Source organism: Acidovorax sp. Root568 (genome assembly GCF_001427445.1).
GTDB classification, from domain to species: domain Bacteria; phylum Pseudomonadota; class Gammaproteobacteria; order Burkholderiales; family Burkholderiaceae_C; genus Acidovorax; species Acidovorax delafieldii.
Genome location: NZ_LMGP01000004.1, coordinates 51242 through 65124 on the forward strand (window position 1 = coordinate 51242; position 13883 = coordinate 65124).

The window sequence follows — 13883 nt, forward strand, 5'->3', positions numbered from 1 at the left end:
GGACAACTGTAAAAACGCGTAGGCGGGCGTTCAGCGGCGGAAGCGCCCGTCCGTGCCGATGATGGCCAGGTCGGCAAAGTCCAGCCCGGTGTGGTCCTCGGGGCTGAAGTTCACCTCCAGACCGCCCAGGTCCAGCTTCTTGATGCTCTCCAGCGCGACCTGGATCTTCTCGCGGGTGGGTTTGGGGCCCGCGCGCTTGAGGCCTTCCACCAGCACCTTGGCGGCGGCAAAGCCTTCCAGCATGGCGGGGCTGATTTCGGTGAGCCCCTTGGTCTTGGCCAGTTCCTGGGCTTCCTTCACCATCGGGTAGGTCACGGCCCGTTCGTTGGGGAACACCTGGGTCACGATCACGCCCCGCGCGTTGGCCCCCAGGCTTTTGATGAAGCCGCTGGAGGCATTGTTGGACAGCGTCACGATCTGCGCGGCCGAGCCCGCAGTGCGCAGCGCGGTGGTGGCATCCACCACCGCAGAGCCCGAGGCCACCATCAGCACCGCCTGCGCATCGGCCTTGGCCACCTTGGCGGCAATGGGGGCGAAGTCGGGCTTGGCGCGGTCGAATTTTTCAGATACCACCGCCGTCAGTTTGGCGGCCGCCAGCCCCTTTTGCGCGCCCTGGATGCCGTCGGCGCCAAAGCTGTCGTCCGCGTACACCAGCGCCACGCGGGTGATGCCCATGGAGGCCAGGTGGGTGATTGCCTTTTCGGCCTCGCGCTGGTATGTGGCGCGCACATTGAAGATGTATTTGCGCACCGGCTGGTGCAGCACCATGGCACCGGTAGACGGTGCCACCAGCACCACGCCGTGTTTATCCAGCAGTGGCAGGATGGCCTCGGTGTGGGGTGTGCCCCGGTTGAGGAACAGGGCCGACACGTTCTTGTCCTCAATCAGCGTGCGGGCGTTTTCCGCCGCCAGCTTGGGGTCGAACTTGTCGTCCAGGGAGATCAGCTCGATCTTCTGGCCATTGACACCGCCCTTGGCGTTGATGGCGTCGATGAACAGCAGCGCGCCATCGGTGGTCTCTTTCACGCCCGCTGCCACCTGGCCGCTGAAACCTGCGGTCTGGCCGATCAGGATCTGGGCATGGCTGGCTGTACTGGCCGCAAGTGCCAGGACCAGGCCAGCCGCTCGCAGTTGCCATTGTTTTGTCATGGCGGTCTCCTCTTGTTTTGTGTGGAGGCCGCAGTCTAAACCGATGTTTCGGGCCGGAACACCCGCTTTTCGCCCGCCGCTGCTCCATTGATTGTGCTTTGTCCACGGTCAAAGCACCGCAGCGCGCCTCGGGGGTAATCGGCGCGCGCAGGCGCAAACGCCGGGTGCGTCCCTAGAATGTCCCGCCTCACACCCGAAAGACCGCTTCCATGACTCAGGGACTGATCCGTATCCGCGGCGCACGCCAGCACAACCTCAAGAACCTGGATCTGGACATCCGCACCGGAGAACTCACGGTGGTCACGGGCCCCAGTGGCTCGGGCAAGTCCAGCCTAGTGTTCGACACGCTCTATGCCGAGGGCCAGCGCCGGTATGTGGAAACTTTCAGTGCCTATGCGCGCCAGTTCCTCGACCGCATGGACAAGCCCGCCGTGGACAAGGTCGAGGGTGTGCCCCCGGCCATTGCCATCGACCAGACCAACCCGGTCCGCTCCAGCCGATCCACCGTGGGCACGATGACGGAGCTGAACGACCACCTGAAGCTGTTGTTCGCGCGCGCCGGCCAGTTGTTCGACAAGCAGACGGCGCAGCCGGTGCGGCACGACTCGCCCGAAACCATCTATGCCGAGCTGGCCGCGCGCTGCGCTGCGGCCGGTGACCCGCGCATCGTTCTGACCTTCCCGGTCGAGCTGCCTGCCAACACCAGCGCAGAGCAGGTCGAGCAATGGCTGTCTGCCAGTGGCTTCACCAAGGTGCAGGCCGAGCGCGAAGTGGCCACGCCCACCGGCCCGCGCAAGGTCCTGGATGTGGTGGCCGACCGCTTCCGACTGGGCAACGCCGAGAAGGCGCGCGTGATCGAAGCCATCGAGGTCGCGCTCAAGCGCGGCACGGGGCGGCTGAATGTCTATCGTCTCGTTGACGAAGGTGACGCCGAACTCTGGCGCTTCTCCACCGGCCTGCACTGCCCTGACAGCGACCTGCGCTACAGCGACCCCATCCCCTCGGCCTTCTCGTTCAACTCCGCCGTGGGCGCGTGCGACAGCTGCCGGGGCTTTGGCCGCGTGATCGGCGTGGACTACGGCCTGGTCATCCCCAACGACAAGCTCACCCTGCGCGCCGGTGCCATCAAGACCATCCAGACGCCTGCATGGAAGGAAGCGCAGGACGACCTCATGCGCCACGCCGAGGCGGCAGGCATCCCGCGCGACACGCCCTGGAACAAGCTCACGGACGACCAAAAGAAATGGGTCATCGGCGGCGCGCCCGGCTACAAGGACGGCCAGTGGAGCAAGCAGTGGTACGGCATCAAGCGCTTTTTTGAATACCTGGAGAGCAAGGCCTACAAGATGCACATCCGCGTGCTCTTGTCCAAGTACCGCAGCTACACGCCATGCCCCACCTGCGCGGGTGCACGCCTCAAGACCGAAAGCCTGCTGTGGCGCATCGGCCGCAAGGAAGATGCCGATGCGGTGCTGGAGCCGGGCAAACGCTTCATGCCCGAGGGTGTGCAGTGGTCGCGCGAGCAACTCGAGGCGCTGCCCGGCCTGTGCCTGCACGACCTGATGCTGCTGCCCATCGACCGTCTGCGCCAGTTCTTTGCGCGCATGCAATTGCCGGTGGGCGACGATGCCAAGGGCGGCGATGCCCAGGCGCTGAAGCTGCTGCACGAAGAAATCACCACGCGCCTCAAGTACCTGTGCGATGTGGGCATTGGCTACCTCACGCTCGACCGGCAAAGCCGCACGCTCAGCGGCGGCGAGGTGCAGCGCATCAACCTGACCACGGCCCTGGGCACCAGCCTGGTCAACACGCTGTTTGTGCTGGACGAACCCAGTATCGGCCTGCACCCGCGGGACATGCACCGCATCACCGAGGCCATGCTGCGCTTGCGCGACGCGGGCAACACCCTGGTGGTGGTGGAGCACGACCCCGCCGTGATGCTCGCGGCCGACCGCATGATCGACATGGGCCCTGGGCCCGGTCGCCTGGGTGGGCAGATCGTGTTCGACGGCACCACCGCCGACCTGCGCAAGGCGGACACCCTCACCGGCGCCTACCTGGGCGGGCGCAAGCATGTGGGCTTTGGCTTCAAGCGCATGGTGACGGAATCGACCCCGCGCCTCATCCTGGAAGGCGCGCGCGAGCACAACCTGCAGGATGTGACAGTCGAATTTCCGCTGCAGCGCCTGGTCACCGTGACGGGCGTGAGCGGCTCGGGCAAGTCCAGCCTGATCCAGGATGTATTGGCCCCCGCGCTGTTGCGCCACTTCGGCAAGGCCACGGATGCACCGGGTGCGCACGACCGCATGCTGGGCGCCGACCACCTGTCGGACGTGGTGTTCGTGGACCAGTCGCCCATCGGCAAGACCGCACGTTCCAACCCCGTGAGCTACGTGGGCGCGTGGGACAGCATCCGCGAACTCTTCGCCGTGGCGCCGCTGTCCAAGCAGCGCAGTTACACCGCCGCCAAGTTCAGCTTCAACAGCGGCGACGGGCGTTGCCCCACCTGCGGCGGCTCGGGCTTTGAGCATGTGGAGATGCAGTTTCTGAGCGACGTGTACCTGCGCTGCCCTGACTGCGACGGCAAGCGCTACCGGCCCGAGATTCTGGAGATCACCATTGAGCGCGGCGGCAAATCGCTGAATGTGGCGGATGTACTGGCGCTGACCGTGGCCGAAGCTGCGGCCGTCTTTGCGAACGACCGCGACGTGATCCGCGCGCTGCAGCCCATCGTGGACGTGGGGCTCGAATACGTGGCGCTGGGCCAGCCCGTGCCCACCCTGTCGGGCGGCGAGGCGCAGCGCCTCAAGCTCGCAGGCTTTCTGGCCGAGGCTGCACGCGTACAAAGCAAATCGCGCCAGACGGTGGCGCGCAAGGGCACCCTGTTCCTGTTCGACGAACCCACCACCGGCCTGCACTTTGACGACATCGCCAAGCTGATGCGCGCACTGCGCAAGCTCATTGACGCGGGGCACTCGCTCATCGTCATCGAGCACAACCTGGACGTGATCCGCGCGAGCGACTGGCTGATCGACCTGGGGCCGGAAGGCGGCTACGCAGGTGGTCTCATCGTGGCCGAGGGTACGCCCGAGGACGTGCGAGCCCACGCTACATCCCACACCGGGCAGGCACTGCGCGACTACGAACTGGCGCTGGGCGTGGGCGGCCACTCGGTGCACGAAAAGGCTGCTGCGCTACGAAAATCAGAGCGCCTTGCGCATATGGATCTAGCGCCTGCGGCAAAAAACGCCATAGAAATCGTCAATGCGAAGGAACACAACCTCAAGAACCTGAGCGTAGACATCTCGCGTGGCAAGTTCAATGTGGTGACGGGCGTGAGCGGCTCGGGCAAGTCCACGCTGGCGTTCGACATCCTGTTCAACGAAGGCCAGCGCCGCTACCTCGAATCCCTCAATGCCTATGCGCGCTCCATCGTGCAGCCTGCAGGCCGGCCCGAGGTGGATGCGGTGTACGGCATTCCGCCTACCGTCGCCATTGAGCAGCGCCTGTCGCGCGGCGGGCGCAAGTCCACCGTGGGCACCACAACCGAGGTGTGGCACTTCCTGCGTCTGCTGTACGTCAAGCTCGGCACGCAGCACTGCGTGAAGGACGGCGCCGCCGTGCAGCCGCAGACGCCCGAGAGCATCGCCGCGCAGCTGCTCACGCAGTTCCGCGGCCAGCACATCGGCCTGCTCGCGCCACTGGTGATGAACCGCAAGGGCGTCTACACCGAGCTGGCCGACTGGGCCCGCCCGCGCGGCTACACGCACCTGCGGGTGGATAGCAACTTCTTGCCCACCACCAATTTCCCGCGCATCGACCGCTTCAAGGAACACACCATCGAGCTGCCCGTGGCCAGCCTCGATGTGTCGCCCGAGAACGAAGCGGCTTTGCGCACCGCGCTGGCCGATGCGCTCACGCACGGCAAGGGCGTGGTGCATGTTCTCTCGGGCATCACAGGCCTGCGCGAAGCCATGGAGGGCGGCCAGCCCACGGCCGGTATCGGCACGCTGCAGGCGTTCTCCACCAAGCGCGCCTGCCCCGTGTGTGCCACCAGTTATGCCGAGCTGGACCCGCGCCTCTTCAGCTACAACAGTAAGCATGGCTGGTGCCCCGACTGCGTGGGCACCGGCGTCAAGCTCACCAAAGACCAGCGCAAGGTGTTTGACGACTCGGTGCAGGACGACAAGGAAAAAGGCCGCGAGCAGACCTTTGCCGAGCCCGAGGTGGAAGACCTGGCCGACATGGCCTGCCCGAGCTGCAGCGGCACGCGGCTGAATGCCACAGCAAGAGCGGTCCGATTTGCCGGTGTAGGCATCACTGACATCGCCGCGCTGTCGGTGACCGATGTGCGCCGCTGGATCGAGACCCTGCGCATTGAAGGCGGCATGACCCAGCGCGAGGCCGACATTGCCCGCGACCTGGTGCCCGAGATCCAGAGCCGCCTCGAATTTCTGGAAGAAGTGGGCCTGGGCTACCTCACGCTGGACCGGGGCGCGCCCACCCTGAGCGGTGGCGAGGCCCAGCGCATCCGCCTGGCCGCGCAGCTGGGCAGCAACCTGCAGGGCGTGTGCTACGTGCTCGACGAGCCCACCATCGGCCTGCATGCGCGCGACAACCAGATTTTGCTCAACGCCCTGCACAAGCTGGGCGACAAGGGCAACACGCTGGTGGTGGTGGAGCACGACGAAGACACCATCCGCCGTGCCGACCACATCATCGACATCGGCCCCAGCGCGGGCAAACGCGGCGGGCGCCTGGTGGCGCAGGGCAGCGTGGCCGACATCACGGGCGCGGAGGATTCACAAACCGGCCGCTACCTGCTGCATGCCATGAAGCACCCGCTGCAACTGCGCCGCAGCATGTCGGCCACCGAGGTGAGCGCTGAGGCCACAGCCGCCTTTGCACAGGCCGAGGCGGCAGCGCCCACGGGCCGCCAAAGCGCCGCCGTCAAGAAGCGCGCAGCCCAGGCTGCATCGCTGGCTGCAGACGCGCTGACCGAGGCCAAGGAACGTGCCGCCATGCGCTGGCTCACGGTGCATGGCGCGCAGTTGCACAACCTGCAGAACGTCACAGCCACTGTGCCGCTGCACCGCCTGGTGGCGGTGACGGGCGTGAGTGGTTCGGGCAAGTCCACCCTGGCGCGCGATGTGCTGCTGGCCAACGTGCAGGCCTGGGTGCAGCAGCGCAGTACCAAGGCCGGGCGCGATGCCATGGATGCAGGCAAGGCGCCGCCACTGGTCGGTTGCACGGGCCTGTCGGGCTTTGAGAGCATCGACCGCGTGCTCGAAGTGGACCAGACACCCATCGGCAAGACGCCGCGTTCGTGCCCCGCCACCTACATCGGCTTCTGGGACACCATCCGCAAGCTGTTTGCCGAAACGCTGGAGGCCAAGGCACGCGGCTATGCAGCCGGGCGCTTCAGCTTCAACACCGGCGAAGGCCGCTGCCCCAGCTGCGAAGGCGCGGGCGTGCGCACCATCGAGATGAGCTTCTTGCCCGATGTGAAGGTGCCCTGCGAGACCTGCCACGGCGCGCGCTTCAACCCCGAAACGCTGGCCGTCACCTGGCGCGGCAAGAGCATTGGCGATGTGCTGCAGATGGAGGTGGACGAGGCGGTGGGCTTCTTTGCCAGCATGCCCAGCATTGCGCATCCGCTGCAGCTCTTGCAGGACGTGGGCCTGGGCTACCTCACGCTGGGCCAGCCGTCACCTACGCTCAGCGGTGGCGAGGCGCAGCGCATCAAGCTGGTGACCGAACTCACCAAGGTGCGCGACGAGGTGGGCCGACGGGGCCAGAAGGCGCCGCACACGCTGTATGTGCTGGACGAGCCCACCGTGGGCCTGCACATGGCCGACGTGGACAAGCTCATCCGCGTGCTGCACCGCCTGGTGGACGGCGGCCACAGCGTGATCGTGATCGAACACGACCTCGACGTGATCGCCGAAGCCGACTGGATTCTGGACCTGGGGCCCGAGGGCGGTGGCGCAGGCGGTCGCATCGTGGCGGCGGCCACGCCCGAAGACGTGGTGGCGGCGGGGACCCACACCGGCAAGGCCCTCGCGCCCGTGCTGGCCCGCTGAGGCGTGCAGGGCTGACGGCAGGAGGCTGGGCCAGCCTGGTGGTTGGCGCACAGCCCTGTCGGCCTCTGTCCTACGCACTGCGCAGAACATGGCGCACGCGCTGCATGGGATGGGCTTCCTACGATGGATTGCAGGGGATCGGCTCCCCACCTTCCATCCACATTTCAAGGACGCCCATCACCATGAACGCATTCAAATTCCTCAAGACCTGTACCGCTCTGGCGGCCACCTCCGTGTTGCTGGTGGCCTGCGGCGGTGGCAATAACGACGACCCATCTCCCAGCAACGAGCCCGGTGTGCTGACAGTCAGCAACGCCACCATCGACGGCCTGAATGGCGTGTATGGCAATGGCGCTCTCAACCTCACCGATGTCGACAAGAAGAACCCTGTCGGTTCGGTGCCGGAGCTGTGCACCTTCCGGTTTGATGGCGCCAACAAGGTGGGCTCATCGGCCACGGCCTTTGGCGATATCCGTTACCGCCCCGACGCCACCAGCCTGCACCAGGTGTTCCTGACGTTCGATGGCAAGGAATACGGCAGCGGCGAACCCACCGACACTGCCGTGGTCCGCGAAAGCGACCAGGTGCGCTTCAGCGGCAAGACGCTGACGGCGTCGGATGGATCTGGCGCCACGCTGCGCGTCAGCGGCATCGTGCCCATGCGCCCCAACCGTCCTTCGGGCTGTTGAGTCCGCGTTTTGCGCCTCGGAGACCCGGTTCAAGATCTGATTGCTTGTCTCCCTCCCCGGTCCCTTCGGCCGGTTCAGCCCCAGCTGCGATAGCGGCAGGGGCTTTTTTTATGGGGCGTGCGTGGGGCGGGTGCACACCGCTCTCCCTCGGGTTGCGGCACAGGGCTGGGCGAACCTGTGCACCTGCGATCCCGGTGCGCGCAGCGCTTTGCTGGCGGCACAATGCATCGGTGTGCTTGCGGCGCTGTGGCCGCGCTGCACGCTACCCATCGTCCATGCCCGTACCACCCCCTCAACCAACCACCGTGGTGTGGCTGCACCCCGAAGCACCTGCCAAGCCGGCCGAGGGAGCGCCCTGCAATGGCTGTGGTCTGTGTTGCCTGGCGGAACCATGTCCGCTGGGTGTACTGGTCTCGCGCCGCCGCCGTGGCGCCTGCGTAGCCCTGCGCTGGAGCGATGTGGACCAGCGCTACTGGTGCGGCATGGTGGCCGATCCGGCCGGGGTGACGGGGCTCACCCACCCCTGGGCAGTGCGCGCCATGTCGGCGCTGGCGCGGCGCTGGATCGCATCGGGTGTGGGTTGTGATGCGCGGCTGGACGTGCAGGGTCCGCCATCAGGCAACCAGCTGAAGTAGTTTGCTATAAATTCAATAGCTATTCGGGCATATTCGACTAGCGCAAGCAGTGAATTGGACTGAAATTTCAGCCCCCGCACTGCGCCGAGCCAGGTGCACCCCCGCCAGCATGCAGCGCACCGATCCACCCGCCAGTTCGATGGTTGGCACGTCCAACGGCAACAGGCGGGCGCTTTGCTCGATGGTGGCACGCTGCGCCGGTGTGAGGCTGGCAGCGGCGCGCGCCGACAGCGCCAGCACCCGGCCCTGGGCGCCCGAGAGCTCCAGCGCGTTGCCGGCAAATTCCCTGATCTGGTGGGGGCTCAGGGCGATGACCTCGCGGCCCGTCTCGCGCAGGCGCTCGCACACGGCTGCACGGCGCGCAGGGTCGGTGATCATGTGAAAGCCACCCAGCGCAAACGCGGTGCCAATGCAGAGCATCACGTTGGTGTGGTAGCAGGGCTGGCCCTCCTCGTCTGCCGTGGCAAAGACCATGGGCTCGTAGTTGAAGTGTGTGCAAAAGCGCTCCAGAGCCACGGGGTCGGCGCGGTTCGATTGCGCGGTGTAGGCAATGCGGCCGATGTGGTCCAGGACCATCGCACCGGTGCCCTCCAGAAACATGCCATCGGCCTCCAGTCCCGAGTAGTCGATCACGTCCTGCACGCGGTACTCGGCCTTGAGCAACTCGATGACATCGCTGCGCCGCTCTCGCCGCCGGCTCCTGGCGTACATGGGGTAGATCGCCACATGGCCGCCCGCGTGGGTGGAGAACCAGTTGTTGGGGAACACTGCGTCGGGCGTGTCGTGCTCGCCGGGGTCGTCGAACAGGTGCACGCGCACCCCTGCGCCCTCCAGGCGCTCTGCAGCAGCAGTGACCTCGGCAAACGCGCGACGCGAGGTGTCTGGGGCCGCCAGCTGCGCGGTGCGCACCTGAAAGGCGTTGTCGGCGGCGGTTTCGGGGTTGGGGCGAAAGCGGTGCGGGCGCACCATCACAACGGCGCTGGGGGCTTGGACTGAGGCGTGCATGGCGGGGCTGGGTGTGAAAGAAGAGCGAAGAAGTCCCAGAATTTTCTTGGCAGCCCCCGCTATCCTCTAGCCTCAGAGTTGATCAAAATGGCTGATAAATTGCCGTTCTGCCAGTTTTGAAGCCCACTATGACCAAGCTCGACGACACCGACCGCGAAATCATCAGCATCTTGCGCGCCGACGCGCGCACCCCTGTGGCCACGTTGGCGCAAAAGCTGCGCGTATCACGCGGCACAGTGCAGAACCGCCTGCACAAGATGGAAGAGAGCGGCGTCATCACCGGCTACACCGTGCGCCTGCGCCCTGATTCCGAGCCGCAGCGCATCCGGGCGTGGATGAGCATTGCGGTCGAAGGCAATGCCGCCCCCGCCGTCATCCGCGCGCTGCGCGGCGAGCCCACGGTGGGGACGCTGCACACCACCAATGGCCGCTGGGACATCGTGGCCGAGGTGCGTGCCGAGAGCCTGGAGGCGTTTGACGCGGCCCTGGGCCGCATTCGCCTCACGCCCGGCATTGGCAACACCGAAACCAGCATCTTGTTGTCCACCTACAAGGCGTGATGCGGCCCTGGCGGTGCACCAGCGCAAGGGCTGCGCGCTGGCGCCTGGGCGACAGCGGCTAGGGGGTTTCCGCATGCCCTCGAAGCGCGGCCTGCAGTCCAATGGCGAAGTCTTTGTTTTTGCATTTTCAGGAGCCTCGCCATGCAACGTCGCCAGATCATCCAATGGGGAGCCGCCAGCCTCGCTGCCCCCGCATTCCTGGCGCAGGCCCAGAGCTTTCCCAACAAGCCCATCAAGCTGGTCATCGCCTTCCCGGCCGGTGGCCCCACCGACATCACCATGCGGTCGCTGGCCGACAACGCCAGCAAGATCCTGGGCCAGCCCGTGATCGTGGAGAACAAGCCCGGTGCCGGCGGCACCTTGCCCGCGCAGCAGCTGCAAACTTCTCCGGCCGATGGCTACACGGTGGCGCAGATTCCGCTGGGCGTGTTCCGCCTGCCCTACACCACCAAGATCAACTGGGACCCGGTCAAGGACATCAGCTACGTGCTCAACGTCACCGGCTACGCGTTTGGCCTGGTGGTGCCTGCCGACTCCCCGCTCAAGACCTGGACGCACTTCGTGGCCTGGGCCAAGGCCAACCCCGGCAAGCTGAGCTACGGCTCCACCGGCACCATGACCAGCCCGCACCTGACCATGGAGCTGATCGCGCAGCAGCTGGGCCTGGAGCTGCTGCACGTGCCCTACAAGGGGAGTGCCGACCTCATGCAGTCCATCCTGGGCGGGCAGATCATGGCGGCGGCCGACTCCACCGGTTTTGCACCGCAGGTCGAGGCTGGCAAGCTGCGCGTGCTCAACACCTGGGGCGCCGAGCGCCTGGCCAAGTTCCCCGATGCGCCAACGCTCAAGGAGCTGGGCCTGAACCTGGTGCAGAACTCGCCCTTTGGAATCGGTGCGCCCAAGGGCACACCCGATGCGGTGGTCAAGCGCCTGCACGATGCCTTCAAGCAGGCCATGGAGCAGGAGAGCTACAAGACCGCACTGGCCCGCTACGACATGGTGCCGATGTACATGAGCACGGCGGCGTACAAGAAGTTCGCGCAGGACACATTCACCCGCGAGAAGGCGCTGGTCGAGAAACTGGGCTTGGCCAAACCCACCTGAGGCCACGCCCTTTGGAGGGGGCAATGCGTTCCGTGTGATGATCCGCAGCATTGAACGGAACTCACACACGATATGGCATCCCCCTCCGACAGCATCAGCATGGCCCTGTTCTGCGACTTTGAAAACGTCGCTCTGGGCGTGCGCGATGCGCAGTACGAAAAGTTCGACATCAAGCCCATCCTGGAGCGCCTGCTGCTCAAGGGCTCCATCGTGGTCAAGAAGGCCTATTGCGACTGGGAGCGCTACAAGGGCTTCAAGGCCACCATGCATGAGGCGAACTTCGAGCTGATCGAAATCCCCCATGTGCGCCAGTCGGGCAAAAACTCGGCCGACATCCGCCTGGTGGTGGACGCGCTGGACCTCTGCTACACCAAGTCGCACGTCAACACCTTCGTCATCATCAGCGGCGACTCGGACTTCTCGCCGCTGGTGTCCAAGCTGCGCGAGAACAACAAGCAGGTGATCGGTGTGGGCGTCAAGCAGTCCACGTCCGATCTGCTGATTGCCAACTGCGACGAATTCATCTTCTACGACGATCTGGTGCGCGAAAACCAGCGCGCCCAGGCCCGCCGCCAGAGCCCTGGCAGCAACCCGCCACCTGCGCCCCGCCGCAGCCCTGAGGAGGAGCGCAGCCGCAAGGAGAGCCAGGACGCGCGCCGCACACAGGGCGTGGAGCTGGCGGCCGAAACGTTTGAAGCCCTGCTGTCCGAGCGCGGCGACACCGGCAAGATCTGGGCCTCGGTGCTCAAGGAGGCCATCAAGCGTCGCAAGCCCGACTTCAGCGAAGGCCGGTATGGCTTCCGCACCTTTGGCAATCTGCTGGAGGAAGCGCAGGCGCGTGGGCTGCTGGAGTTTGGGCGCGATGAAAAATCGGGTGCGTATGTGTACCGCAGCCACGGTGGGCCGACGGCCGCCGCCGCGCGGCCTGAAGGCGCCGGTGAGCGAGCCAGCCAGGGCGGCGCCACGCGGCACGACTTTCATGCGGTGGCGACGGCACCCGATTTGCGTTCTGACAGTGGCGAAGGGCAGGGCGCGCCGGGCCGCAGCCGGGGGCGTCGTGGTGAGGGCGCAGACCGCACGGACACACGCTCCACGCAGCGCAGCGAGCCGCGCCATGACTCGAACCAGGAGCCACAGGCGTCCGAGCAGGCGCATGTGCCGTCAGAGCGCCCGGCCAGCCGCTATTTCAGCCAACCGGTGGCCCACGAGGCCGGGCCATTGGAGCGGGTGATCGACAGCAGCCCTGGGCAGGATGCGCGCGCCGAAGCGTTGGATGGCTCCGAGGCCCCGGCAGAGCAGATACCTGCTGAGAGCGATGGTGCCGAGCCTGCAGCCCCTCGCCGCAGCCGCGCCCGCAGTGGAGGCGGTGCCAAGCCAGCTGCCAGCGCCCCCAAGGCTGCTGCTGCGCCCCGAGCGCGTGGCGCGCGTGCCGTGGCGGATGCGGGCGGTGCTACAGCTGCCGAGGCATCGGCTTCTGAGGCCGAGGCACCAGCCGCTGAGGCACAAGACGCGGCTCCCACCAAGGCGGCCGCTCCCCGTCCACGCAGCCGGGCCCGCAAGCCGGCCGCCAAACCCGCCGAGTAAGTGTTACTGGCCCGCTGCGGTCGCTGAGCGCCGCAACGCCAGCCGCTCTTGCACTTCTTCGTAGCGGGGCGGCGTGCAGCCCGCCCGCTCCACACAGTGGCTGGCGCTGGCCAGCGCATGGTGCAGCACGGCGCGCAGCCGGGCCTCCGCAACGGGCGCCGTCAGGCCACCCGGGCGCAAGGTCAGGGCTTCTTCGCCCCGCTCAGGCCCTGCCAGCCAGGCGGTGATCAAACCCGCCAGAAAACAGTCGCCCGCGCCCACCGTGTCCACCACCGTGATCGGAGCCTCCTCGCGCGCATGCACGGCCAAGCCGTCGCGCTGCAGCAGCCAGGCACCTTCCGGCCCCAGGGTCAGGGCGAGCCATTGGGCCTGTGTTTGCTGCTGCAAATAGTGGGCGCGTTCCAATGCGTTGGCGCCCGGAACAGCCAGCGCCTCCAGGTCATCGTCGCTCACCTTGATGAGGTGGGCGTGCTGCAGGGCGGCCATCACATTGGCGCGGTAGGCCTCCGCATCGTCCACGGCCGACAGGCGCAGGTTGGCATCCACCACCACCATGCGGCCTGCTGCGCGCTGCGCTGCCAGCCAGGGCTGGTAAACGGCAGCGTCCTGTGCCACCAGCGCCAGGCAGCCCGTGGCCACTACTTGCAGCTCTGGCAATGCGGCGCAAGCAGCCGTCAGCGCGGCGGCCGTCACCTGGCGGTCGGCCACGCCGTCGCGGTAGAAGCTGTAGCTGGCCTTGCCCTCGGCATCCAGTGCGGCCAGCGCCAGCGCGCTGGGCGCACGCACCGGCGTGGGGGAGGCCAGGGCCACGCCCGCATCGTGCAGGCCGCGTGCCAGTTGTCGCCCCAGCATGTCGCCCGACAGCGGGTTGAGGTACAGCGTGCCCACCCCTTGCAAACCCAGCGCGCGCGTGAGGTTGTACACCGCGCCGCCCGCGCAGGGCTTGAGGCGGCCATCGGGCTCTTCGATCAGGTCAAACAAGGCCTCGCCCGCCGTGGCCACCCGCAGCGGCGGTGCGGTGTGGGCGGGGCTGGAGTCGGCGGACTGGATAGGGAAAACCATAAGTAAATCCAC

At 66.6% G+C, this 13883-nt stretch carries 9 protein-coding genes; 6 read left to right on the forward strand and 3 right to left on the reverse strand.

Going from position 1 to position 13883, the window contains the following annotated elements; genetic code table 11:
• Window positions 1–30: 30 nt before the first annotated feature.
• Window positions 31–1149: an ABC transporter substrate-binding protein gene (locus tag ASD75_RS05195; protein WP_056743807.1), complete on the reverse strand. Its 1119-nt coding sequence runs from the start codon at window positions 1147–1149 to the stop codon at window positions 31–33.
• A gap of 209 nt (window positions 1150–1358) precedes the next feature.
• Here ASD75_RS05195 and uvrA point away from each other — a divergent pair, with 209 nt between their 5' ends.
• From uvrA to ASD75_RS05210, 3 genes are all read left to right on the forward strand, one after another.
• Window positions 1359–7232 carry an excinuclease ABC subunit UvrA gene (uvrA, locus tag ASD75_RS05200; RefSeq protein ID WP_056743809.1) on the forward strand — a complete coding sequence of 1958 codons (5874 nt, stop codon included), beginning with the start codon at window positions 1359–1361 and terminating at the stop codon, window positions 7230–7232.
• A gap of 182 nt (window positions 7233–7414) precedes the next feature.
• On the forward strand, window positions 7415–7921 hold the full coding sequence (locus ASD75_RS05205; RefSeq protein WP_056057896.1) for a hypothetical protein: 507 nt from the start codon (window positions 7415–7417) through the stop codon (window positions 7919–7921).
• A 275-nt stretch (window positions 7922–8196) separates the two neighbouring features.
• A complete protein-coding gene (locus ASD75_RS05210; RefSeq protein WP_056743811.1) occupies window positions 8197–8556 on the forward strand; it encodes a hypothetical protein in 360 nt (119 codons plus the stop codon).
• Window positions 8557–8568: 12 nt separating this feature from the next.
• Here the strand turns inward: ASD75_RS05210 and ctlX are convergent, their stop codons facing one another.
• Window positions 8569–9561, reverse strand: a complete 993-nt coding sequence (gene ctlX, locus ASD75_RS05215; protein ID WP_056743813.1) for a citrulline utilization hydrolase CtlX — start codon at window positions 9559–9561, stop codon at window positions 8569–8571.
• A 128-nt stretch (window positions 9562–9689) separates the two neighbouring features.
• Here ctlX and ASD75_RS05220 point away from each other — a divergent pair, with 128 nt between their 5' ends.
• From ASD75_RS05220 to ASD75_RS05230, 3 genes are all read left to right on the forward strand, one after another.
• Window positions 9690–10121, forward strand: coding sequence for an Lrp/AsnC family transcriptional regulator (locus tag ASD75_RS05220; protein ID WP_056057905.1), 432 nt, complete (start codon window positions 9690–9692; stop codon window positions 10119–10121).
• 141 nt (window positions 10122–10262) lie between these two features.
• Window positions 10263–11225, forward strand: coding sequence for a tripartite tricarboxylate transporter substrate binding protein (locus ASD75_RS05225; protein WP_056743815.1), 963 nt, complete (start codon window positions 10263–10265; stop codon window positions 11223–11225).
• A gap of 72 nt (window positions 11226–11297) precedes the next feature.
• Entirely contained in the window at window positions 11298–12809 is a 1512-nt protein-coding gene (locus tag ASD75_RS05230) for an NYN domain-containing protein (RefSeq protein ID WP_056743817.1), read from the forward strand.
• 3 nt (window positions 12810–12812) lie between these two features.
• On the opposite strand, the gene ASD75_RS05235 is transcribed toward ASD75_RS05230, so the two are convergent.
• Window positions 12813–13871 carry a PfkB family carbohydrate kinase gene (locus ASD75_RS05235; protein ID WP_056743819.1) on the reverse strand — a complete coding sequence of 353 codons (1059 nt, stop codon included), beginning with the start codon at window positions 13869–13871 and terminating at the stop codon, window positions 12813–12815.
• Window positions 13872–13883 lie beyond the last annotated feature (12 nt).